21 protein-coding genes and 2 riboswitches are annotated in these 21,445 nt (G+C 67.2%); of the genes, 15 read left to right on the top strand and 6 right to left on the bottom strand.

Going from position 1 to position 21,445, the window contains the following annotated elements; all coding sequences use genetic code 11:
- Nucleotide 1: 1 nt before the first annotated feature.
- Nucleotides 2–784, top strand: coding sequence for an SDR family oxidoreductase (locus ACIGII_RS07050; RefSeq protein ID WP_399636051.1), 783 nt, complete (start codon nt 2–4; stop codon nt 782–784).
- Between the two features lie 65 nt (nt 785–849).
- Nucleotides 850–3,486 (top strand): excinuclease ABC subunit A, encoded by a 2,637-nt coding sequence (locus ACIGII_RS07045; RefSeq protein ID WP_399636049.1) that lies wholly within the window; start codon nt 850–852, stop codon nt 3,484–3,486.
- 31 nt (nt 3,487–3,517) lie between these two features.
- Here ACIGII_RS07045 and ACIGII_RS07040 read toward each other — a convergent pair whose 3' ends face one another.
- From ACIGII_RS07040 to ACIGII_RS07025, 4 genes are all read right to left on the bottom strand, one after another.
- Entirely contained in the window at nt 3,518–4,129 is a 612-nt protein-coding gene (locus ACIGII_RS07040) for a TlpA family protein disulfide reductase (protein WP_399636047.1), read from the bottom strand.
- A complete protein-coding gene (locus ACIGII_RS07035) occupies nt 4,126–6,492 on the bottom strand; it encodes a protein-disulfide reductase DsbD family protein (RefSeq protein ID WP_399636045.1) in 2,367 nt (788 codons plus the stop codon). Before ACIGII_RS07035 ends, ACIGII_RS07040 begins: the two co-directional genes overlap by 4 nt.
- Nucleotides 6,492–6,830 (bottom strand): divalent-cation tolerance protein CutA, encoded by a 339-nt coding sequence (gene cutA, locus ACIGII_RS07030; RefSeq protein WP_399636043.1) that lies wholly within the window; start codon nt 6,828–6,830, stop codon nt 6,492–6,494. Before cutA ends, ACIGII_RS07035 begins: the two co-directional genes overlap by 1 nt.
- A 94-nt stretch (nt 6,831–6,924) precedes the next feature.
- Nucleotides 6,925–8,712: an endonuclease gene (locus tag ACIGII_RS07025; protein ID WP_399636041.1), complete on the bottom strand. Its 1,788-nt coding sequence runs from the start codon at nt 8,710–8,712 to the stop codon at nt 6,925–6,927.
- A 302-nt stretch (nt 8,713–9,014) separates the two neighbouring features.
- Here ACIGII_RS07025 and ACIGII_RS07020 point away from each other — a divergent pair, with 302 nt between their 5' ends.
- Together ACIGII_RS07020 and groL are read left to right on the top strand one after the other, a co-directional pair.
- Nucleotides 9,015–9,302 (top strand): co-chaperone GroES, encoded by a 288-nt coding sequence (locus ACIGII_RS07020; protein ID WP_399636039.1) that lies wholly within the window; start codon nt 9,015–9,017, stop codon nt 9,300–9,302.
- A gap of 96 nt (nt 9,303–9,398) precedes the next feature.
- Nucleotides 9,399–11,045 (top strand): chaperonin GroEL, encoded by a 1,647-nt coding sequence (gene groL / locus ACIGII_RS07015; protein ID WP_399636037.1) that lies wholly within the window; start codon nt 9,399–9,401, stop codon nt 11,043–11,045.
- Nucleotides 11,046–11,129: 84 nt separating this feature from the next.
- On the opposite strand, the gene ACIGII_RS07010 is transcribed toward groL, so the two are convergent.
- Nucleotides 11,130–12,287, bottom strand: coding sequence for a serine hydrolase domain-containing protein (locus ACIGII_RS07010; RefSeq protein ID WP_399636035.1), 1,158 nt, complete (start codon nt 12,285–12,287; stop codon nt 11,130–11,132).
- Nucleotides 12,288–12,578: 291 nt separating this feature from the next.
- Here ACIGII_RS07010 and ACIGII_RS07005 point away from each other — a divergent pair, with 291 nt between their 5' ends.
- The 3 genes from ACIGII_RS07005 to ACIGII_RS06995 all read left to right on the top strand — a co-directional run bounded on the left by ACIGII_RS07005 (nt 12,579) and on the right by ACIGII_RS06995 (nt 14,595).
- Entirely contained in the window at nt 12,579–13,652 is a 1,074-nt protein-coding gene (locus ACIGII_RS07005; RefSeq protein WP_399636032.1) for a 3-deoxy-7-phosphoheptulonate synthase, read from the top strand.
- 147 nt (nt 13,653–13,799) lie between these two features.
- Nucleotides 13,800–14,105: a DUF1778 domain-containing protein gene (locus tag ACIGII_RS07000; protein ID WP_399657476.1), complete on the top strand. Its 306-nt coding sequence runs from the start codon at nt 13,800–13,802 to the stop codon at nt 14,103–14,105.
- Between the two features lie 46 nt (nt 14,106–14,151).
- The gene (locus tag ACIGII_RS06995; RefSeq protein ID WP_399636026.1) at nt 14,152–14,595 is read left to right on the top strand and encodes a GNAT family N-acetyltransferase; all 444 of its coding nucleotides are present in this window, start codon (nt 14,152–14,154) and stop codon (nt 14,593–14,595) included.
- 24 nt (nt 14,596–14,619) lie between these two features.
- Here ACIGII_RS06995 and ACIGII_RS06990 read toward each other — a convergent pair whose 3' ends face one another.
- The gene (locus ACIGII_RS06990) at nt 14,620–15,237 is read right to left on the bottom strand and encodes a trimeric intracellular cation channel family protein (RefSeq protein ID WP_399636023.1); all 618 of its coding nucleotides are present in this window, start codon (nt 15,235–15,237) and stop codon (nt 14,620–14,622) included.
- Nucleotides 15,238–15,319: 82 nt separating this feature from the next.
- Nucleotides 15,320–15,410, bottom strand: a riboswitch (glycine riboswitch).
- A gap of 21 nt (nt 15,411–15,431) precedes the next feature.
- Nucleotides 15,432–15,506, bottom strand: a riboswitch (glycine riboswitch).
- Between the two features lie 51 nt (nt 15,507–15,557).
- On the opposite strand from ACIGII_RS06990, the gene ACIGII_RS06985 reads away from it, so the two are divergent.
- From ACIGII_RS06985 to ACIGII_RS06950, 8 genes are all read left to right on the top strand, one after another.
- A complete protein-coding gene (locus ACIGII_RS06985) occupies nt 15,558–15,818 on the top strand; it encodes a GIY-YIG nuclease family protein (RefSeq protein ID WP_399636021.1) in 261 nt (86 codons plus the stop codon).
- 297 nt (nt 15,819–16,115) lie between these two features.
- Nucleotides 16,116–16,535, top strand: a complete 420-nt coding sequence (locus ACIGII_RS06980) for a DUF2170 family protein (protein WP_399636020.1) — start codon at nt 16,116–16,118, stop codon at nt 16,533–16,535.
- A 10-nt stretch (nt 16,536–16,545) separates the two neighbouring features.
- A complete protein-coding gene (locus tag ACIGII_RS06975; protein ID WP_399636018.1) occupies nt 16,546–17,331 on the top strand; it encodes a PspA/IM30 family protein in 786 nt (261 codons plus the stop codon).
- 14 nt (nt 17,332–17,345) lie between these two features.
- Nucleotides 17,346–18,419: a potassium channel family protein gene (locus tag ACIGII_RS06970; protein WP_399636015.1), complete on the top strand. Its 1,074-nt coding sequence runs from the start codon at nt 17,346–17,348 to the stop codon at nt 18,417–18,419.
- Entirely contained in the window at nt 18,416–19,087 is a 672-nt protein-coding gene (locus ACIGII_RS06965) for a DUF2491 family protein (protein WP_399636012.1), read from the top strand. The genes ACIGII_RS06970 and ACIGII_RS06965 overlap by 4 nt, the downstream gene beginning before the upstream one ends.
- 61 nt (nt 19,088–19,148) lie before the next feature.
- Complete coding sequence (locus ACIGII_RS06960) at nt 19,149–19,559, top strand: DUF350 domain-containing protein (RefSeq protein WP_399636009.1); 411 nt, start codon at nt 19,149–19,151, stop codon at nt 19,557–19,559.
- 11 nt (nt 19,560–19,570) lie between these two features.
- Nucleotides 19,571–20,251, top strand: a complete 681-nt coding sequence (locus ACIGII_RS06955) for a DUF1190 domain-containing protein (protein WP_399636008.1) — start codon at nt 19,571–19,573, stop codon at nt 20,249–20,251.
- An 11-nt stretch (nt 20,252–20,262) separates the two neighbouring features.
- Nucleotides 20,263–21,426: a glutathionylspermidine synthase family protein gene (locus tag ACIGII_RS06950; RefSeq protein WP_399636005.1), complete on the top strand. Its 1,164-nt coding sequence runs from the start codon at nt 20,263–20,265 to the stop codon at nt 21,424–21,426.
- Nucleotides 21,427–21,445: the final 19 nt, after the last annotated feature.

Here is a 21,445-nt window from a genome sequence, read left to right as displayed (position 1 = left end):
TATGAAGATCGTCGTCATTGGCGGGCACGGGCTGATCGGCAGCCGGGTAGTGGAGGTGCTCGCAGCGCAGGGCCACGACGCGATCGCTGCGTCGCGGCGCAGCGGCGTGGACGTGCTGACCGGGCAGGGCCTGGCAGTGGTGCTGGCGGGCGCCCACGTGGTGGTGGACGCTTCCAATGCGCCCCGCTTCGAAGACCCCGTGGTGGGCGATTTCTTCCAGCGCGCCACCACCCGGCTGCTGGCTGCCTGCGAACGCGAAGGGGTGCAGCACCTGGTGGCGCTGTCCATCGTGGGCACGCCTTACCTGCAGGAAAGCCCCTACTTCCGCGCCAAGGCGGTGCAGGAAGGCTTGATCCGGCAGTCGGGGCTTCGCTCCACGCTGGTCCGTGCGACACAGTGCCATGAGTTCATGGCCCAGCTGGTGGCGCCGCAGGTCGTGCGCCAGGCGCTGCACCTGTCGCCGGCCAAGGTGCAGCCGGTGGCCGCCGACGACCTGGCGTCCCTGGTCGCGCAGGTGGCCACCGCGGCACCGGGTCGGCGCATGGTGGAAATCGCCGGCCCCGAATGCCACCGCCTGTTCGAGCTGGTGGAGTGGGTGATGTACTTCAACCAGGACGATCGCCCGGTCGTGGCCGATCCTGATGCCCGCTATTACGGTGCGCTGCTCAAGGACACCACGCTGACGCCGGAGCCGGGCGCGCTGCTGGGTTCCACCCGCTTCGCCGACTGGCTGGCCGCGCATGTGCGCGGGCTCCTGCCCGCGGTGAATCTGCCGCCCCCCTGAGCCGGTAGCGCCGGCCGTTGGCAGTCGCGACGCCGTCTTCCGGTCGCCGTGGGTATGCTCGGCGGATGAGCCGCAGAAAAAACACCCTTTCCACCACTGCCGCGCCGGGTGCGTTTGTCCGCGTCCGCGGCGCCCGCGAGCACAACCTCAGGAACGTCGACGTGGACATCCCGCGCGATGCGCTGGTGGTGTTCTGCGGCATTTCCGGTTCAGGGAAATCGTCGCTTGCCTTCGGCACCTTGTACGCAGAAGCGCAGCGCCGCTACCTGGAGTCCCTGTCGCCGTATGCGCGCCGCCTGATCGACCAGGTCGGCGTGCCGGACGTGGATGCCATCGAAGGCCTGCCGCCGGCGGTGGCCCTGCAGCAGCAGCGCGGCACTGCCAGCGTGCGGTCCAGCGTGGGCAGCGTGACCACGCTGTCCAGCCTGCTGCGCATGCTGTACTCGCGTGCCGGCACCTATCCGGCCAGGCAGCCGATGCTGTACGCCGAGGACTTCTCGCCGAATACCCCGCAGGGGGCCTGCCCGAACTGCCACGGCCTCGGTCATGTGTATGAGGTCACCGAGCAGTCGATGGTGCCCGATCCCTCGCTGAGCATCCGCGAACGCGCCATTGCCGCCTGGCCGCCGGCCTGGCATGGGCAGAACCAGCGGGACATCCTGGTGACGCTGGGCTATGACGTCGACATCCCCTGGCGCGACCTGCCGAAGAAGCAGCGCGACTGGATCCTGTTCACTGAAGAGCAGCCGGTGGTGCCGGTCTACCCCGGCTTCACTCCTGCCGAAACCCGCGCTGCAGTGCGCCGCAAGGAGGAGCCCGCGTACATGGGCACCTTCAGTGGTGCGCGCCGCTATGTGCTGCACACCTTCGCCACCACCCAGAGCGCGATGATGAAGAAGCGCGTGGCGCGCTACATGGTCGGCACGGTGTGCCCGGTCTGCGATGGCAAGCGACTGAAGCGGGCCTCGTTGTCGGTCACCTTCGCGGGCATGGACATCGGGACGCTCTCGCAGTTGTCGCTGGCGGCCATGGCCGACGTGCTGCGCCCGGCTGCCCAGGGCCGCTTCGACGCCCCCGCCCGTGGCGCCGCTCGCAGTCGTGCGGCGGGTCGCAAGGCCGAGCAGCAGCGCGTGGCCAAGGGTGGGCTGCTGCATGGTGGCAGCAGCGACGTACGCCGTACCCCGGACCTGTCCGAGGAAAAACGCATTGCCGCCCAACGCATCGCCCACGACCTGGTGGAGCGCATCGGCACGCTGGAAGCGCTGGGGCTGGGGTACCTGTCGATGGACCGCGCCACGCCCACGCTGTCGCCGGGAGAGCTGCAGCGGCTGCGCCTGGCCACGCAGATCCGTTCCAGCCTGTTCGGCGTGGTCTATGTGCTGGACGAACCCACCGCCGGGCTGCATCCGGCCGACGGTGAGGCGCTGTACCAGGCGCTGGACCAGCTCAAGGCCGGCGGCAACACGCTGTTCGTGGTGGAACACGACCTGGGCATGCTGCGCCGCGCCGACTGGCTGGTGGACGTGGGACCCGGTGCGGGCCAGCACGGCGGGCAGGTGCTGTACAGCGGCCCCCCGCAGGGGTTGCGCGGAATCGCCGCCTCGGCCACCGCGCCTTACCTGTTCGGCCACCACGATCGCGCCACGCGACGTCCGCGCACGCCCACGGGCTGGCTGGAACTGCGCGGCGTCCACCGCAACAACCTGCACGGGCTGGATGCGCGGTTCCCGCTGGGCGCGTTCTGCGCGGTGACCGGCGTCTCCGGGTCGGGCAAATCCAGCCTGGTCAGCCAGGCCCTGGTGGAACTGGTCGGCGAGCACCTTGGGCACGAACCGGAAGCGCCGGACAGCGACGATGAGCTGCCGCGGCCGAGCCGGATCGAACGCACGCGTGGCCGGCTGCATGCGGGGCACACCCGGATCACGCGCTTGGTCAACGTGGACCAGAAGCCGATCGGGCGCACACCGCGGTCGAACCTGGCCACCTACACCGGCTTGTTCGACCACGTGCGCAAACTGTTTGCGGGTACGCGCATGGCCAAGGCGCGTCGCTACAGCGCCAGCCGCTTTTCCTTCAACGTCGCCCAGGGACGCTGCGACACCTGTGAAGGCGAGGGCTTCGTACACGTGGAGCTGCTGTTCATGCCCAGCGTCTACGCGCCATGCCCGACCTGCCACGGCCAGCGCTACAACGCGAAGACGCTGGAGGTGGAATGGAGCGGCCGCAATATCGCGCAGGTCCTGGCCATGACGGTGGAGGAAGCGCTGGCGTTCTTCGCCGATGAAGCGGTGGTACAGCGCCCGCTGCAGCTGCTGCGCGACATCGGCCTGGGCTACCTGCGGCTGGGGCAGCCGGCCACCGAGCTGTCGGGCGGCGAGGCGCAGCGCATCAAGCTGGCCACCGAACTGCAGCGCAGCCAGCACGGCACCACCCTGTACGTGCTGGATGAACCCACCACCGGCCTGCACCCGGCCGACGTGGACAAGCTGATGGCGCAGCTGCACGGGCTGGTCGATGCCGGGAACACGGTCGTGGTGGTCGAACACGACCTGCGCGTGGTGGCCGATGCGGACTGGGTGATCGACGTGGGCCCGGGCGCCGGCGAGCAGGGCGGGCAGATCGTGGCGGAAGGAACGCCAGAGCAGGTGAGCCGGTCGAAGGCCGGCAGGACAGCGGGCTACCTGCGGCGGTTCTTCGCCTGAGTGGGCATCCGTACCCACCAACGGTGGGCACCTACCGCGTAGTCGCCGGCGCCCCGACGGTAGGTACCGACCGTTGGTCGGTACTTCCCACCCACCGTTCGACCTCCCCGTCTGCGAAAGGCCCCAGCTTCTGCTTGACGATCTTCCCGTCCGCACCCACCAGCACCGTGTATGGCAGCAGACCCTGGGCGTTGCCCAAGCGCACGCTGGCGTCATCCGGCGCAGGCTGCTCGATCACGACAGGGTAGGCCACCGGCACGCGGTCAAGAAAATCGCGTACGCCGTCCGGCGTATCGATGGCCAAGCCCACCACCTGCACGCCATCGGCAGGCTGTGCAGCGGCAAACGCGGCCAGCATGGGCATCTCTTCCACGCACGGGCCGCACCAGCTGGCCCACACGTTGATCAGCAGGGGGCGGCCACCGAAGCGGGCGAAGTCCACGGGCGTGCCATCCACGTCCGGCAGGGTGATGGCCGGCATCGCATCGCCGGGCTGGGCCGGCGCGGCGGCCGGGCGGTCCACCGCGGGAAACCGCGTTTCCTGTGGCGTGCGTGCCACGTAGTACACGCCGGTGCCCAACCCCAGCACCGCGGCGAGCGCCGCCACCACCATCAACGAGGTGCGGGGCGGCGTCGTGCTCATCGCGCGGTACGCAGCAGCGCTTCCTCGACCAGCGCCTGGGTCAGCACCGTGGGCAGCACGGTAGGCGGCGCGCCCGGGCCGTACACCACGTACAGCGGCACGCCCACCGCCTTGTGCTCGTCCAGGAAGGCGGTGATGTCCTCATCGACATTGGTGTAATCGCCACGCATGTACACCGCGTTGGTACGACGCAGGGTTTCCTCGAAGGCATGGGTACCCAGCACCGCGCGCTCGTTGGCCTTGCAGGTGACGCACCAGTCGGCGGTCATGTTGACGAATACCACGCGGTTGTCCTGGCGCAGGCGGTCGAGCATCTGCGGTGAGTAGGCCACGACGTTGTCGGCGGTGGCCACGGCGGCCTTGCCCGGGGCGTCGATGCGGGTCACCGCCCACACCGGAACCAGCGCACCCATCAGCAGCACCAGCGCCAATACGGCGCTTACCCGGTGGCTGCGCCAGCGGCTGCGTTCGAACCACCACAGCGCCAGGCCCACCACCACCAGCCCGGCGAGCACCAGTGCCATCGCATCCACGCCGCGCTGCTTGCCCAGCACCCACAGCAGCCACAGGGCGGTGCCGTACATCGGGAACGCCAGCACCTGCTTCAGGGTTTCCATCCACGCACCCGGTCGCGGCAGGCGACGGGCCAGCGACGGCACGAAGCCGATCAGCAGGAACGGCAGCGCCAGGCCCAGGCCCAGCACCAGGAACACCAGCATTGCCGGCAGCGCGGGCGCGGTGAACGCATAGGCCAGCGGGGCCCCCATGAACGGCGCTACGCACGGGCTGGCCACCACGCAGGCGAGCACGCCGGTGAAGAAGTCGCCGACCGGGCCACTGCGCGAGGCCAGCGACTGGCCGATGCCGCCCAGGCTGCCGCCCAGGGTGAACACGCCGGACAGGCTCAAGCCCACGGTAAACATCAGGTACACCAGCGCGGCAATGAACCAGGGGTGCTGCAGCTGGAATCCCCACCCGGCCGCCTGGCCGGCAGCCCGCAGGACCAGCACCAGTGCGCCGATCGCCGCGAACGCCACCAGCACGCCGGCGGTATACCAGAGGGCATGGCTGCGCGCGCGCTGCCGGCTTTCCCCGCTCTGCGCCACGCCCAGCACCTTCAGCGACAGGATCGGCAGCACGCACGGCATCAGATTGAGGACCAGCCCGCCGGCCAGGGCCAGCAGCAGCGCGGCGATCAGGGTGGTCGGGGCAGCGCCGCTGCTGCCCGGTGGACGGGTGCGCTGCGCGTTGTCGCCGCTGGCATCGGGCGCAGCGGCCTGGGCCGCGTCCAGGCCGGGCGCGTTCGGCCGGATCAGCATCGGCTGGGTGGCGATGCCCGAGGCGTCGCGCGCCTGCGCGCGCTTGTCGCGGGACACCAGCGGCGCGATCACGTCGCTGCGCCGGGCGGCATCGCCGGCGCTCGCGTTGATCTTGCCGGCCGGCAGCGCCAGCTTCACCCGACGCGTCATCGGCGGGTAGCAGATGCCGTCGGTCTGGCAGCCCTGGAAGGTGATCACCAGCGTGGCATCGGCAGCGTCGGCCACGCTGCGCCGCAACGGCAGCTTCACGTCGGTCTGGTCGAAGTACACCGACACATCGCCGAAGTGTTCGTCGCGGTGCGCCTTGGCCGTTGGCCAGCGCGGCGTATCGGCCTGGATGCCGGGCGCGCCTTCCAGCTTCAGCGAGGTGCGGTCGCGGTACAGGTAGTAGCCGCGCGCCGGACTGAAACGCAGCAGCAGCGTATTGCCGTCGTCGACAATCGCCTCGAAGCCGAACGCACGCTCGGAGGGCAGCGGCAGCGACGCCGTGCTGGCAGCGCCCGGCAGGCGCAGGCCGGTGCCCGTGTCGGCAGCCGACAGCGGGGACGTGAATGGCGAGCCTGCCGCGCCGCCGAAGGCGGGCGTGACCGCACTGTCGCCGCGCGCGCTGCCGCCGGGCAGTTTCACCTGCAGGCTGCGCTTCTGCGGGGGATAGCACACGCCTGCGTCGGCGCAGCCCTGGTAGCGCACTTCCAGGGTGACCGTACCGGCATCCTCGGCGGCCTTGCCGGGCAGTACCGCCACCAGGCGCTCGCGATAGGTTTCCACTTCGCCGAAGAAGTCGTCATGGTGCTTTTCGCCTGCCGGCATCTGCAGGGCCTGCGCAGTGAACGCGGCATCGGCCTTGACCGTGGTGCGGTGGCGGTACAGGTAATAGCCTGGCGCGATCTTCCAGCTGATCTCGATGGCGCCCCGGTCGCGCGCCTGCGCGCTGAGTCCGAACGCCTCATCCACCGGCAGCAGATCTTTCTCGCTGACGGCCAGCGCCGGCAGGGACATCACGAACAGCGCGCACAGCGCGGCAAAACGACCAGACAGCGACATCAATCGGTTTCCTCTCGGGTCTGGGCCCGAATCCAATCCAGGTAGGCCGGCAGGCCAGCGCGGGTTTCGACCGCGATGCACTCGGGGAGTTCATACGGGTGCAGCACCTGCACGCGGGCGATGGCCGCATCCAGGCGGCTGCCGGTGGTCTTGATCACCAGCTGGACCTCGTGGTCCTCGGTGACCTCGCCCTGCCAGCGATAGGTCGAGTGCGCCCCGTCCAGCCGGGTCACGCACGCGGCCAGGCGTTCTTCCACCAGCGCCTGCGCCAGCCGCGCGGCAGTGGCCGCGTCGGGGCAGGTGGTGAACAGCATGAATACGGAATCGGGGGTCGACATGACCCCCGATTGTAATGCGGATGGAGCCGGTCCCAACGGGACCGGCTCCATCCCCGACCCGTAGCCCCGGCCGCTGGCCGGACCTCGGGCATCGTCAGTCCGCCAGCTCGCAGGTCGCCGGCTTGGCCGACGTGAACAACGCCGGGGTAGCCCACTCCGGATGGTCGATGAACGGGTTGCGATTGCCCTGGAAGCTGAAGATCACCTCGTTGCGGGCCTTTTCGGCCGCGCTCGGCGGGTCGGCCAGGTGCCAGTCGATCAGCGTGGAGAGCAGGCCCATGTAGGCCGGCGAGGACGAGGTCTTGACGATCCGGCTGCGGTCGTCGGTCAACTCCAGGTCCGGTTCGGACTGCCCGGTGGCCGCATCCTTGCCGCCCTCATAACGGATCGCCATGTACATCACCGCACGCGCCATGTCGCCTTTGCGCTGGCGCCACACTTCGAAGGTGCCCGTATTGCCATCCGGGCTGCGCACCCAGTTGGAGTTGCCCGGGTACCCACCACTGCCACCGCCCTGGCCATTGTTGTTTTCGGTGGCGCGCTCGCCACAGCTGGCGTCGCAGTTGGCAAACGGCTTGTTGCCGCGATCGGCATTCCACTGCGTGTCGGACAGGTACAGCATGTGGGTGTCGGTGTAGGGCGCGTACGGCAGACCCTTGTCGCCGGTGGTACTGGCAAAACCCAGTGAATTCGGCCAGGTGTGCTCGCGGTTGTAGGTCAGGCCGCTGCCGGTGCCCGCGCGGTCGCTGACCTTGGCATAGCTGCGGTTGCGGTAGGCGTCCAGGATCCTGCCGCTGTTGTTGGGATCCTCGTCGGCAATCTCCAGGATGGTCCAGGTGCTGGTACCCGAGCCACTGTAGGGATACGCGGTGTGGCCCTTGATGGTGGCGTGCAGCGAGCAGCGCAGCTGGCTGGGGCTGGAGGTGTTCACTTTCGCGTAGTAGCTGCCCGGGCCCGGGTCGGGACCCGGATCGCCGCCACCGCCGGCGGCCACGTTGAACGCGATGCGCGTGTCGGCGGCCGGCCGGGCCCCCTGCGCGTCCTTGATCCGGGCCGCACGGATGTCGAACCGGCACGCTTCACCGGCGACCAGCGCGGTGTCGGTGGACAGGGTGAAGGTCGTGCCGCTGCCGGCATGGGTCAGCGGCACGCTGCCGGACTGGCCGCAGCTGAGCACGAAGGCACCGCTGCTAACGGTGACGTTCTCGCTGAAGGTCACCGCCAGATCAGCCGCGGCCGGGAACGTGGTGGCGCCCTGCTCCGGCGTGGTCGTGCGTACCGAAGGCGGGGTGTTCGGACCGGTGCCGCCACCGCCGTTGAAGGCCTGGCCGTTGTTGCAGGCACCGAAGGTCTGCGCGGCCGAAGCCGCCCAGGTGAAGTGGGCGTACTGGCTGCCGCTGCCGGTGAGCTGCAGCGAGGTGCCCGGCGCGGTGCTGTTGGTTTCACTGACCGGGATGTTCTGGCTGGTCAGTCCGGCGGCAGGGCCGGCGGCGGCGGTGACCGTGCCTTCGTAGCTGATGAACTGGACCACCTTGCCGCTGCCGTCGACCAGGGCGATGCCGTCGTTGGCGCCGTTCTGCAGGCCATTGGTGGGGTAAGTGACGGTGGCGATGCTGGCCTTGCCGCAGCTGGCGGCGGTGCCGACGGGCACCGGGTTGCTGGCGTAGACCGTGGCGGCCGAGGGCGTGCTGCCGTTGTACAGGTACACGGTGTAGGCGGCGAGGTCTTCGCCGCCGGTGGCGACCACCTCGATCGCTTCGCCGACATCGCCGGCCGCGGTGCTGTCGTCGTAATGCAGTTCATTGATGAATACGTCGGCCTGGGCCGGGCTGGTCGCCAGCGCCAACAGGCACCCCAGGGACAGCGGTGTGAGCAACCTCATCTACGTCTCCTTGTGATTGGGTTTTGCCGAGTGAATCTAGCCAATCCATATGACACATCTATCGATATGCCCATCTGGACACGCCACACTGGGACGTGCGTCAAGAATTTGGCGAATGCTGCCGAGGCGTCCGGCGCTGGGAGGGAAATTTGCATGCACCCCCTTGAAAGGGCAGGGCAGGCCTCCATCTCTGCCCTGTCCCGCATGGCGGGTTTTTTCGCGAGCGACGCTGGCAGTCACCCTGGGTGAGTGCTAACATCGCCGGACTTTTTCAGACCAATCAATAACTTAAGAGGTCCCACATGAACATCAAGCCGCTTCACGACCGCGTTGTGGTCAAGCCGATCGAAGCCGACGAAATTTCCGCCGGCGGCATCGTCATTCCGGACTCGGCCAAGGAAAAGTCGACCAAGGGTGAAGTCGTGGCCGTGGGCCCGGGCAAGCCGCTGGACAGCGGCAGCGTGCGCCAGCCGTCGCTGAAGGTGGGTGACAAGGTCATCTACGGCCAGTACGCCGGCAGCAGCTACAAGAGTGAAGGCGTGGAATACAAGGTGCTGCGCGAAGACGACATCCTCGCCATCGTTGGCTGAGACCGCGTCGCTCGTTCAGCCGGGCAGCGCCCGGCTCTGCACATCCCCTATTGATTCAGCCACGCCTGGCGTGGCTCTACAGAAAAGGTAATCGCAATGGCTGCCAAGGAAATTCGTTTCGGTGAAGACGCCCGTTCGCGCATGGTGCGCGGCGTCAACGTTCTCGCCAATGCCGTCAAGGCCACCCTGGGCCCGAAGGGCCGCAATGTCGTGCTCGAGAAGAGCTTCGGCGCCCCGACCATCACCAAGGACGGCGTGTCCGTCGCCAAGGAAATCGAACTGTCCGACAAGTTCGAGAACATGGGCGCGCAGATGGTGAAGGAAGTCGCCTCGCGTACGAATGATGACGCCGGTGACGGCACCACCACCGCCACCGTGCTGGCCCAGGCCCTGATCCGCGAAGGCGCCAAGGCCGTTGCCGCCGGCATGAACCCGATGGACCTCAAGCGCGGTATCGACAAGGCCGTGGTGGCCGCCGTCGCCGAGCTGAAGAACATCTCCAAGCCCACCGCTGACGACAAGGCCATTGCCCAGGTCGGCACGATCTCGGCCAACTCGGACGAGTCGATCGGCAACATCATCGCCGAAGCGATGAAGGAAGTCGGCAAGGAAGGCGTGATCACCGTTGAAGAAGGCTCGGGCCTGGAAAACGAGCTGGACGTGGTCAAGGGCATGCAGTTCGACCGCGGCTACCTGTCCCCGTACTTCATCAACAACCAGCAGTCGCAGACTGCCGACCTGGATGATCCGTACATCCTGCTGCACGACAAGAAGATCTCCAACGTGCGCGACCTGCTGCCGGTGCTGGAAGGCGTCGCCAAGGCTGGCAAGCCGCTGCTGATCGTGGCCGAGGAAGTCGAAGGCGAAGCGCTGGCCACCCTGGTGGTCAACACCATCCGTGGCATCGTCAAGGTCGTGGCCGTCAAGGCGCCGGGCTTCGGCGACCGTCGCAAGGCGATGCTGGAAGACATGGCCGTGCTGACCGGTGGCACCGTGATCTCCGAAGAGATCGGCCTGTCGCTGGAAAAGGCGACCATCAACGACCTGGGCCGCGCCAAGAAGGTGCAGGTTTCCAAGGAAAACACCACGATCATCGACGGCCTGGGCGACAAGGCTGCCGTGGAATCGCGCGTGGCCCGCATCAAGACCCAGATCGAAGACACCTCGTCGGACTACGACCGTGAAAAGCTGCAGGAACGCGTGGCCAAGCTGGCCGGCGGTGTTGCCGTGATCAAGGTCGGCGCGTCGACCGAAATCGAAATGAAGGAAAAGAAGGACCGCGTCGACGACGCCCTGCACGCGACCCGTGCAGCGGTCGAAGAAGGCGTGGTGCCGGGCGGCGGTGTGGCCCTGGTCCGTGCGGTCACCGCGCTGGCCGGCCTGAAGGGCGCCAACGAAGACCAGAACCACGGCATCCAGATCGCCCTGCGCGCGATGGAAGCCCCGCTGCGCGAAATCGTCGCCAACGCCGGCGAAGAGCCGTCGGTGATCGTGAACAAGGTCAAGGAAGGCACCGGCAGCTACGGTTACAACGCCGCCAATGGCGAGTTCGGCGACATGCTGGAGTTCGGCATCCTGGACCCGACCAAGGTGACCCGTTCGGCCCTGCAGAACGCCGCGTCCATTGCCGGCCTGATGATCACCACCGAAGCGATGGTGGCTGAAGCGCCGAAGAAGGATGAGCCGGCCATGGCCGGTGGCGGCATGGGTGGCATGGGTGGCATGGGCGGCATGGACTTCTAAGGTCCCCGCACACGCGACATCCTGTCGTGCTGTACATGAAGACCCCGCCGCAAGGCGGGGTTTTCGTTTGTCCGGTCGACGGCGCTACCGGACGAAGGTCTTGTTGCCGTATTCCCAGGTCCACGGTGCGCCGGTGTCGCCGAGCACGAAGCGCACCAGTGCCGGGAACGCCGCTTCGGCGCGCACGTCGTTGCCCAGGATCACCACGCAGCGCTGGCCGCGTTCCACGCAGACCAGGGTGTTGCCCACCGCGTCGTCGTGCCCGCCCTTGTAGAACGCGTGGCCCTGCGGCCCTTCGAACACCACCACCCCCAGGCCCGCGGCCAGGCCTGCACGACGTTGCAACGGCGGCAGTTCTTCCTGCAGGGTGGGGAACTGCGAGGCGGTGGTGATCGGCCACTGCGCGCGGACCAGGTCGCGCCGACTGCCGGCGGAGAGTCCTTCGCCGCGCACCAGTCCGGCGGCCAGCGTGGCGATGTCGGCAATGGTGGTATCCATGGAACCGGCGGCGCGTACCCGGCTGCGTTCGTCATGCGGTTCAGTGCTGCCGTCCATCGTCCAGCCATCGGCGAGGTTGCCGGCGAAGTCGGCGCGCCAGGTCATGCTGGTGCGGGTCATGCCGAGGCGGTCGAACACGCGCCGTTGCATTTCCCTGCCCACGTCCAGGCCGATTCCCTGTTCCAGCACGAACTGCAGCAGGATCAGCCCCTCGCCGGAATACGCGTAGCGCGTGCCCGGGTCGAAATGCAGCCGCAGTTTCCCTTCCGGCTCCAGGAAGGCGAAGTTGGAAAAGCCGCTGCGGTGGCTGAGCAGCATGCGCGGGGTCAGCTGGCGCCAGCGCGGGTCGTCCTTCAGGTCCGGCCATGGCGCGTAGCGCGCGTCGGGCGGATAGTCCGGCAGCGGTCGGTCGAGGGAGTCGGCGATGGGCTGGTCCAGGTCCATCACCCCCTCATCCACCAGCTGCAGCACCATGTAGGCGAAGGCGGCCTTGGTCAGCGACGCGGCGTACATAATGGTGTCTGGTTGCAGGGGATCGCCGCTGGCATTGCGCTTGCCCGCCGCGTGCACCTGTACCACCCTGCCGCCATCGACCACGGCGAGGGCCAGGCCCTGGGCATGGGTGGCCTGCATCAACCGCTGCATTTCCGCATCCACCGCTGCGGCAGTGGGCAAGGGGGGTGGGGCTGCCAGGCCCTCGTGGGCGGGCAACAGCAGGGAAAGGATCAGGACGAACGGGCGCATGCTCGGCACTCCTCCGGGGATCATCGCGGATCGTAGCGCGCCGCCCGGCGGCGTTCCCAGTTGCGAATGAAACATTTTGCGTCGCACAAAAGCTGTGCTATCAATAGTCCCCAATGAACGCACGCCCCGCCAATTCCTACTTTTGGTATTACTTTCCGAAGCCACCGGCGGAGGAAGGCATGCGCTCACCCTGAAGAAACCTTCAGACGCATTCCCGAAAGCCGCCAGCGCACCTGGCGGCTTTTTTGTTGCCGCCGCGCTGGGGACCCCTACCTTCCAGGAGACACCCCCATGCCCCCGCACACCGACGACCTGCGCATCCGCAAGATCGAACCCTTGACCCCGCCGGCCCAGCTGCTGGCGATGTTGCCCTGCGATGACGAAGCGTCCGCCACGGTCAGTGCCTCGCGCGCCGCATTGCACGAGATCCTGCACGGTCGCGACGACCGCCTGGCGGTGGTGATCGGGCCGTGCTCGATCCACGACCCGGTGGCGGCCATCGAGTACGCCCAGCGCCTGAAGCCGCTGCGCGATGCCTACGCCGGCGAGCTGGAAGTCGTCATGCGCGTGTACTTCGAAAAGCCCCGCACCACCGTGGGCTGGAAAGGGTTGATCAACGATCCCGACCTGGATGGCAGCTTCCAGATCAACAAAGGCCTGCGCGTTGCGCGCGGCCTGCTGCGCGACATCAACAAGCTGGGCCTGCCGGCCGGCGTGGAATTCCTGGACGTGATCTCGCCGCAGTACATCGCCGACCTGGTTGCCTGGGGCGCGATTGGCGCACGCACCACCGAAAGCCAGGTGCATCGCGAGCTGGCGTCGGGGCTGTCGTGCCCGGTGGGCTTCAAGAACGGTACCGACGGCAACATCAAGATCGCCGCCGATGCGGTGGGCGCCGCCTCCAATCCGCACCACTTCCTGTCGGTCACCAAGCAGGGCGACACCGCCATCGTCGCCACCGCCGGCAACCCGGACTGCCACGTGATCCTGCGCGGCGGCAAGGTGCCCAACTTCGATGCAGCCAGCGTGGATGCCGCCAGTCAGACGCTGGCCAAGGCGCAGCTGCCGGCGCGATTGATGATTGATGCCAGCCACGCCAACAGCAGCAAGAATCCCGAAAACCAGCCGAAAGTAATCGCCGATATCAATGCACAGCTGATGGCAGGCGAAGAACGCATCGTGGGCGTGATGGTGGAAAGCCACCTCGTCGCCGGTCGCCAGGACCTGGTGGAAGGCCAGCCGCTGGTCTACGGCCAGAGCATCACCGATGGCTGCATCGGCTGGGACAGTTCGCTGGAGGTGCTGGAGGCGCTGGCCCAGGCCGTGCGTGCGCGGCGCGCACGGCGACTGGCCGAGGCGGCTTGACCCCGGAGGCCGCCCGGCGTCCGCCGGCGCCACGAAAGTAAGGCGCTATCGGAAGTCTGCTTTTATTGAATAGAATCAATTGGATACTGCGCGGCCGGAAGCGGACACTGCAGGCCCCACTTGAGGGGCCTACAGGTTGTATGTACGATGTATGCACAATCCAGCAACGTGCGAGTGCTTCCCATGGGAACCGCAAGCAAAGTCATCAATTTCCGCGCACCCGCCGATAAGCAGGCTCTGATCGATCGTGCAGTAGAGATCAGTGGTTTGAATCGCACCGAGTTCATCCTGGATGCCGCGTGCGACCGGGCGCGAGAGGTGCTGGCCGACCAGACGCAGTTCACGTTGAATGCCGAGCAGGTGCAGCGCTTCAACGCGCTGCTGGACGCACCGCTGGAGGACAACCTTGCCCTGCGCCGGTTGTTGAGCACGCCGGCGCCCTGGGAACGCTGAGCCCTTGTGGCTCTCCGCTCCAACACCGCTGCACGCGGATCATCTGTTGGATGACGTCCGCTGCAGCGCTCCCGCCCTGGCGAAATGGCTGCTTGAACGTGCACGCCAGAACCAGGCATCCGGCGCATCACGATGCTTCGTGGCCTGCGACGAGCAGCGTCGCGTTGTCGGTTACTACGCGCTCTCAGCCGGCTCCATAGCGCATGAAGCCGCGCCCGGACGAATGCGCCGCAACATGCCCGATCCTGTTCCGGTCATCGTGTTGGGGCGGTTGGCGGTACATGAGGACAGGGCGGGACAGGGCATTGGCCAGGGTTTGTTGAAGGATGCGGTGCTGCGTTCGCTGCAGGCGTGCGCTCAGGTCGGCGCACGCGCGTTGCTCTGCCATGCCATCAATGAGCCCGCCAAGGCGTTCTACCTCAAGCACGGTTTCATCGCTTCACCCATCCACCCGCTCACGCTGATGCTGCCCCTCAGCCACCAAGCGTAAGTGACGACCGCTGGTCGGTGCGCTTCAATGCACCTCGTCGCGGTACACAAACTTCGGCATTTCCCACTTGAAGTGGATCGCCAGCAGGCGGAACGCAAAGCCGCCGCCCAGGCACCCCAGCGTGGCGGCGTTGAGCGACACCCCCAGTTCCAGCAGGCCCAGCCATGCCGCACCGGTCAGCAGGGTGATCACCGCATAGAGTTCCTTCTGGAAGATCAGCGGCACTTCGTTGCACAGCACATCGCGCAGCACCCCGCCGAAAGCGCCGGTCAGCATGCCGGCGATGAGCACGATGGGTGCGGCGTGGCCGCCATCGCGCGCCACCGCGCAGCCGATGAGCGTGAAGCAGATCAGCCCCAGGCCATCGAGCACAAGGAAGGTGCGGCGGAAGTGGTGCATCCAGCGTGCCACCCAGGTGGCGATCAGTGCCGCACAGATGGTGAAGCCCAGGTACTCGGGGTGCTTGACCCAGCCCAGCGGGTAGTGGCCCAGCACGATGTCGCGCAGCGAACCGCCGCCCAGGGCGGTGACGCAGGCGATGATGACCACGCCGAACAGGTCCATGCGCCGACGACCGGCAGACAGCGCACCGGTCATGGCTTCGGCGGAAATGGCGATGAGGTAGATGATGGACAGCAGCATGCAGCGGCTCCGGAGGGAAGGCAGGGACGGAAACGCGCACGCGCCAGCGCCGCAGCACTGTCATGGGGTGGGATTCCGTTGCCGCTCCCGCTGTCCTTTTGCCTGAGAGTTCAGTGGCCAGGCCACGTGCCCCTTCGGCGGGTCATTGAAGACCTCTCTCCAGATCGGCGTGTTGGATGCATGGTTGATGGCGTGTCGCGCCACCGGCCTGAGCGATTATGGGAGCCTGCGCCTTCGGCGGGCGCCGGCGCGGCGCCTCTCTCCTGCATCCGGGGCCGATTCTAGCAGCCAGCGTGCCCGTGCCGGTGGATAATCCCGGTATGCCCGCTGAACCCGCCCCCTGGTACGTGTACCTGCTCGAATGTCGCAACGGCAGCTATTACGCCGGCATCAGCAATGACGTGGAGGCGCGGTTCCAGGCCCACCTGAGCGGCAAGGGCGCGCGTTACACCCGCGCCAATCCGCCGCTGAAGCTGCTGGCGATGCGCGCCTACCCTGACCGGTCGGCGGCCTCCAGGGCGGAATGCGAGCTCAAGCGCCAGCCGCGCGCCCGCAAGCTGGCCTGGCTGCAGCGCCCGTAACGGCGGCGTTTTCGCCGCTTTCCCTGTGCCGGGACGGACGACGCGAAAGCCACTTCCACCGAACCGGGCGTAACGCTAAGCTTGGCCAGCCCCAACGGGCATACCAGGAGACAGGCACAAGGACATGCCCGCCAGGAGTGCGGGACCGCCGTGAACGCAGGACCCGCGCGACCACCGCGCCGCGGCCCGCGCTGCTATACCCCCCCTTACCTGATTCAGTGCGCTGCCGGTTACGCCGGCGGCACGCGCGCAGCCGGCCGTCCTGCTGCCAACCCACCACCACAGGAAACCTGTCCCATGTCCTTGAGCATCCACGACATCCATGCCCAGCTGGGCCAACGCCATGCCGGCAACGAGGGCGTGCGCGTCGAACTGATCGAAGGCCTGACCCCTGCGGTCCGGGTCGAGCTGCAGGAGTTCGGTGACCTGGACATCATCATCGCGGTCTCCGGTGAGCAGATCGTGGTGTCCACGATCCTGGTGCCAGCCAGCGAGGTGTCGGACGTGGCAGGCCTTGATGCCGCGTGCATGCGGCTGAACCCGATCAACCCGCTGTCGAACCTGGGCATCACCACCGATGCCGATGGCGTGGAGAACTACGTCGTCTTCGGCGAGCTGTCGACCCGCTCGGGTATCGACGCCATCGACGAAGAAATCCAGGCGCTTGCCGCCAACACGATCGACGCAGTCGAAGCACTGCGCCCCTACTTCGTCTGAGGCCTCATCGATGAGCATTTTTCTCAAGCTGGTCACGCTGTTCCGCGGCACCGCACACGAGGCAGGCGAGAAGATCGTCGATGCCAAGGCGCTGACGATCCTCGACCAGGAAATCCGCGATGCCGCGACCCAGCTGGACCGGTCCAAGGTCGACCTGGCCCGGCTGATGGGTCAGTCGAAGCTCAGCGAGAACGAGATCGCCGCGCGCGACCGCAAGATCGCCGAGTACAGTCGCTATATCGAAGGCGCATTGGGCAAGGGCGACGAAGCCCTCGCGCTGCAGGTCGCGGAAAAAATGGCGCCGCTGGAGACCGAGCAGGCCAGTGCGCGCGACGCCAGGGCCCAGCTGGACCAGAGCATCGCCACACTGCGTTCAACGGTGTCCAGGACCGAATCGCGGCTGAAGCAGATGCGTGCGCAGGTCGACCAGGTCAAGGCTACCGATACCGTACAACGTGCCCAGGCCGCCATCGCGTCGCGCCACGCCGGGGCCAGCAGCAAAATGTCGACCGCGCTGGGCTCGCTGGAGCGGATCAAGGCACGCCAGGCCCAGCAGGGCGCCCAGATGCTCGCCGCTGAAGAACTGGAGGCCGAGACCGGCGATGGCGACCTCAACCGGAAGCTCGCGGCCGCCGGGCTGCTGGAAGATTCCTCCAGTGCCGCAGCGGTGCTGGCGCGCTTCAAGCAGCCCCGGCAGCTGCCGCAGCAGGCGTCGGGCCTGCTGCCCGGCACCGTGCCGATAGCCGAGGGAGACGTGCTGGTCGGGGTGATCAGCCCGCGCGACGGCCAGCACTGACCCTCGGGGGCGGCATGTTCCTGATCCAGCGCCTGGCCAGTGCCTTCCGCCTGCATGTACGGCGGGTGAGCTGGCCGATACTGGCGGCGGTGCTGCTGGTCCACATGCTGGCCAGCTGGTGCCTGCTCGCGGCCAGCGGCGAGGAGAAACTCACCGCGTGGCATGCCTTCGTGTACTTCTACGTCACGACCGCCACCACCATCGGGTATGGCGACCTGTCCCCGGGCTTGACCCAGGGACGCCTGATCACCGCGTTGTTCGTGATGCCGGTGGCAGTGGCGACCTTTGCCGCGACGCTGGCCAAGCTGAGCGGCGCACTTCTGGCTTTCTGGAAGAGACATCACATGGGCAAGATGGCGTATGACATGGCCGGCCACACCGTGCTGGTCGGATGGCGGGGAGCAGAATCCACCCGCCTGGTCCACCTGCTGTTGAGCGACACCGCGACCGACGACGAGGGTATCGTCATCGTGGCGACCGGCCTGGAAGAGCATCCGCATCCCAACAACGGCCTGGTGCGCTTCGTCAACGTTCCCAGTTACGCCGATCCGGCGGTGTACGCGCGCGCCTCCATGACCACGGCCGGGCGGGTGTTGGTGTACTGCGCCAACGACGACCTGGCCATCTCGGCCACCCTGGCGGTGGGCGCGCTGGCGCTGGACTGCCCGGTCGTGGCGTATTTCGACGCGGTTGCGCCGTCGCGGCTGGTGCTCGCCCACTATCCGTCCATTGAAGTGACCCGCCCGCTGACGGCCGACATCATGGCGCGCGCTGCGCAGGATCCCGGCACGTCCGCGTTGACGATGGACATGCTGTGCGCGGGCGATACCGGCATGACCAACTTCAGCGTTGCGGTGCCGGCGGGACCCCTGCGCAGCTATGGCGGCCTGATCGACGCGTTCCGCCTCGAGCGCGCCAACCTGCTCGGCCATTGCGCGCGCGGCGGTGTCCCGACGTTGAATCCTCCCGAATCCACCGCGGTGGCGCCGGGCGATGTCCTGTATTACCTGCGCCAGCAACGGATCGAACCGGCCGCCGTGTTCGCCTCGTCCCTTGCATCGCCCGCTGCCGCCCTGGCCACTGCATGACATTCTTCAACCGCTTGTTCGGGAAGCCTGCCGCCATGCCGGTGGCGCCAACGCAGGCGCGCGGCGCCATGCGATTCCCGCTGCCACTCGGGCTGCGCATCGGCGCGCGCATCACCTTCGACCGCACCATGTACCAGGTGGCGCCGGCAGCGATGCTGGGCGAGCTGCCGGGTGGCTTCCAGGGCATCCCGTGCATCGGCCAGATCGACCTGGGCGACGGTACCGTGCAGCACCGCTGCTATGTCGACGACGATGCCTACCTGATGGTGCAGACCATCGGCGGGGATGTGGATGGGCTGATGGGTTTCAGCTTCGCCGAAACCGTGAACCCTCCCGACAAGCATGCCTTCCAGGCCTTCATCCTGACCCACGCGCACCTCGGCGCGCCGGAGATCGACTACGGCGGCAAACGCTGGCAGCGGCAGATCAATACCACTGCCAGTGGGCGCATCCCGGCCATGGTGTTCGACGAAACCCTGTACCGTTATGACCCGGCGCGCAAGGATGGCGAGCTCACCCACTACGCCATGATGTACCAGCGCGACGTGCCCGAACTGGACCGCAGCGAATTCCTGCTGGTCACCGCCGAAGACAGCGGGCCAACCGAGTTCTGCGTCACCTACGCGGTGGGCGTGGACCTGGGCGTGGAGGATTTCCAGATCACCTGATGCCTCGACCTGCAACGCTCCATTGCGCATCCCTGTCATTCCCACCTTGCAAGGACCACCCATGCAGTATGTCATCAACGGACATTCCTTCCTCGCGTTCTGCGCCTTTGCCGGCGTTGGCCTGCTGATCCTGCTGCTGGCGATCACGCTGGTGGCGCTGGTCACCCCGCACCGCGAAATTACCCTCATCCGCCAGGGCAACAAGGCGGCAGGCATCGGCATGGCCGGTGCGCTGGTGGGTATCGCGCTGCCACTCAACGCCGTGATCAGCAATTCGGTGTCGCTGCTGGATGCGGCGATCTGGGGCGGTATCGCCGCAGTGATGCAGCTGGTGGCGTTCGGCATTTCGCGCGCCATCATCACCCGTCGCGGACCGGACCAGATCGATGCAGGCAATGAGGCAGCCGGCTGGTTCTCCGCAGGCGTGGCCATTGCCGTGGGCCTGGTCAATTCCGCCGCCATGGTTCCGTAAGGGAGACGCCCATGAAGAAGCGCTCTTCCAACCTGCGCCTGACCCTGATGGTGGCCGCCGCGCCCACGGTGTTGCTGCTCAGTGGCTGCGACAGCCCCGAGCCGCAGACGACCGGACAGGTGCTGTATACCGATTCGCAGTGCGATACCCAGACCGACGTACCGATCGATCAGTGTCATGCGGCCTACAGGAAGGCGCTGGCGGACCACGAGCGGGTCGCGCCGCGCTTCAGCGATCGCAACCAGTGCAATGAACAGTTCGGCGCGTGCACGGAGGCGCGCAACGACCAGGGCCAGGTCAGCTGGGTGCCGCCGATGACCGGCTTCCTGGTGGGGTACATGGCCAGCAACCTGCTCAACGGCCGCCCCGGCACCGACTGCCAGCGCACCCCGGACGCCCAGGGCTGCAGCCGCGGCGGCGGCTCTGGTGGCTACCGCACCGTGGGCGGCAGCTCACCGCTGTATCGTGACTACCGTACCGGCGGATTCCGCCGCCCCAACGGGGATATCGCCAGCGATCATGCGGGTCGTGTTTACGGAGACGCCGGCAATACCAGCGTGCCCGCGCGTGCGGTCAGCGTATCGCGCTCCGGCTTCGGGTCGGTGTCTGCGGCCCGCAGCAGCTTCAGCAGTTCGCGCAGCAGCTCCGGCAGCAGCCGCGGCTATGGCGGCGGACGCAGTTTCGGCGGCTGAGCGCACGCACGGTGAAACGGATCCCGATCAACGAACGCCCGGACTGGCGCGAGCAGGCCGAAGGGCTGGGTTTCCACTTCCACACCATCGACGGTGAGCGCTATTGGGACGAAACCGCCTATTACGCGTTCACCCTGGAGCAGATCGAGCACGACATCGAAGCGCCCACCGAGGCGCTTCACGACATGGCGCTGGGCCTGGTGTCCGAGGTGGTGGAATCGGAGGCATTGCTGACGCGCCTGGGTATCGGGCCGCAGTACTGGGACTGGATTGCCGAGTCCTGGCGGCGACGCGACCCGCACCTGTACGCACGGATGGACCTCAGCTATGCCGGCACCGGGCCGGCCAAGCTGCTGGAGCTGCAGTACGACACGCCGACGTCGCTGTATGAAGGCGCGTACTTCCAGTGGTTGTGGCTGGAGGATCAGATCCGGGCCGGCCGCCTGCCGGTCGGCACCGACCAGTACAACAGCATCCAGGACATGTTGCTGGAGGCGCTTGCCACGCTGGCCCAGCAGCGCCTGATCGGGTCGACGATGCACTTCTCGGCCGTGCGCGAGTCCGAGGAAGATCGCGCCACCGTGCGTTACCTGCGCGACTGCGCGCACCAGGTCGGGATCACCACCCGGGAGGTGGTGATCGAAGACATCGGCCTGTCGCGCGAGGGCTGGTTTACCGACGAGCAGGACAACGTCATCCAGACGTTGTTCAAGCTGTACCCGCTCGAGTACATGATGGAAGAACGCTTCGGGCCGGAGCTGGCCACGCGCCGCATGCAGCTCATCGAGCCTGCATGGAAGGCGGTGCTGAGCAACAAGGGCGTCCTGGCGCTGCTGTGGGAACGGCATGCCGGGCATCCGAACCTGTTGCCGGCCCACTTCGTGGCGCCGGGTGAAGCACCGGCTCCCGGCTGGGTACGCAAGCCGCTGCTGTCGCGCGAAGGCGCCAATATCCGCATCACAACGCCCGACGGGGACTGTATCGAAACCGACGGTCCGTACAACGACGATGCCGCCATCGTGCAGGCCTTCCATCCATTGCCCTGTTTCGACGGCAACTATCCGCTGGTGGGGTCCTGGGTGATTGCCGATACGCCCGCGGGCATCGGCATCCGTGAAGACGCCACGCTGATCACGCAGAACACCTCACGGTTCGTGCCACACGCTATCGTATGACGATACTGAAAGGGCAGGG

The organism is Stenotrophomonas sp. NPDC077420 (genome assembly GCF_044543385.1).
GTDB lineage: Bacteria > Pseudomonadota > Gammaproteobacteria > Xanthomonadales > Xanthomonadaceae > Stenotrophomonas.
The sequence above is the reverse complement of the archived record's forward strand: the minus strand, read 5'-3'. Positions and strand labels throughout refer to the sequence as shown.

Bases quoted from the DNA above. Each gene is read 5' to 3' on its own strand.
- ACIGII_RS07050 (WP_399636051.1), top strand. From the start codon at position 2: ATGAAGATCGTCGTCATTGGCGGGCACGGGCTGATCGGCAGCCGGGTA.
- ACIGII_RS07045 (WP_399636049.1), top strand. From the start codon at position 850: ATGAGCCGCAGAAAAAACACCCTTTCCACCACTGCCGCGCCGGGTGCG.
- ACIGII_RS07040 (WP_399636047.1), bottom strand. From the start codon at position 4,129: ATGAGCACGACGCCGCCCCGCACCTCGTTGATGGTGGTGGCGGCGCTC.
- ACIGII_RS07035 (WP_399636045.1), bottom strand. From the start codon at position 6,492: ATGTCGCTGTCTGGTCGTTTTGCCGCGCTGTGCGCGCTGTTCGTGATG.
- cutA (WP_399636043.1), bottom strand. From the start codon at position 6,830: ATGTCGACCCCCGATTCCGTATTCATGCTGTTCACCACCTGCCCCGAC.
- ACIGII_RS07025 (WP_399636041.1), bottom strand. From the start codon at position 8,712: ATGAGGTTGCTCACACCGCTGTCCCTGGGGTGCCTGTTGGCGCTGGCG.
- ACIGII_RS07020 (WP_399636039.1), top strand. From the start codon at position 9,015: ATGAACATCAAGCCGCTTCACGACCGCGTTGTGGTCAAGCCGATCGAA.
- groL (WP_399636037.1), top strand. From the start codon at position 9,399: ATGGCTGCCAAGGAAATTCGTTTCGGTGAAGACGCCCGTTCGCGCATG.
- ACIGII_RS07010 (WP_399636035.1), bottom strand. From the start codon at position 12,287: ATGCGCCCGTTCGTCCTGATCCTTTCCCTGCTGTTGCCCGCCCACGAG.
- ACIGII_RS07005 (WP_399636032.1), top strand. From the start codon at position 12,579: ATGCCCCCGCACACCGACGACCTGCGCATCCGCAAGATCGAACCCTTG.
- ACIGII_RS07000 (WP_399657476.1), top strand. From the start codon at position 13,800: ATGTATGCACAATCCAGCAACGTGCGAGTGCTTCCCATGGGAACCGCA.
- ACIGII_RS06990 (WP_399636023.1), bottom strand. From the start codon at position 15,237: ATGCTGCTGTCCATCATCTACCTCATCGCCATTTCCGCCGAAGCCATG.
- ACIGII_RS06985 (WP_399636021.1), top strand. From the start codon at position 15,558: ATGCCCGCTGAACCCGCCCCCTGGTACGTGTACCTGCTCGAATGTCGC.
- ACIGII_RS06980 (WP_399636020.1), top strand. From the start codon at position 16,116: ATGTCCTTGAGCATCCACGACATCCATGCCCAGCTGGGCCAACGCCAT.
- ACIGII_RS06975 (WP_399636018.1), top strand. From the start codon at position 16,546: ATGAGCATTTTTCTCAAGCTGGTCACGCTGTTCCGCGGCACCGCACAC.
- ACIGII_RS06970 (WP_399636015.1), top strand. From the start codon at position 17,346: ATGTTCCTGATCCAGCGCCTGGCCAGTGCCTTCCGCCTGCATGTACGG.
- ACIGII_RS06965 (WP_399636012.1), top strand. From the start codon at position 18,416: ATGACATTCTTCAACCGCTTGTTCGGGAAGCCTGCCGCCATGCCGGTG.
- ACIGII_RS06960 (WP_399636009.1), top strand. From the start codon at position 19,149: ATGCAGTATGTCATCAACGGACATTCCTTCCTCGCGTTCTGCGCCTTT.
- ACIGII_RS06955 (WP_399636008.1), top strand. From the start codon at position 19,571: ATGAAGAAGCGCTCTTCCAACCTGCGCCTGACCCTGATGGTGGCCGCC.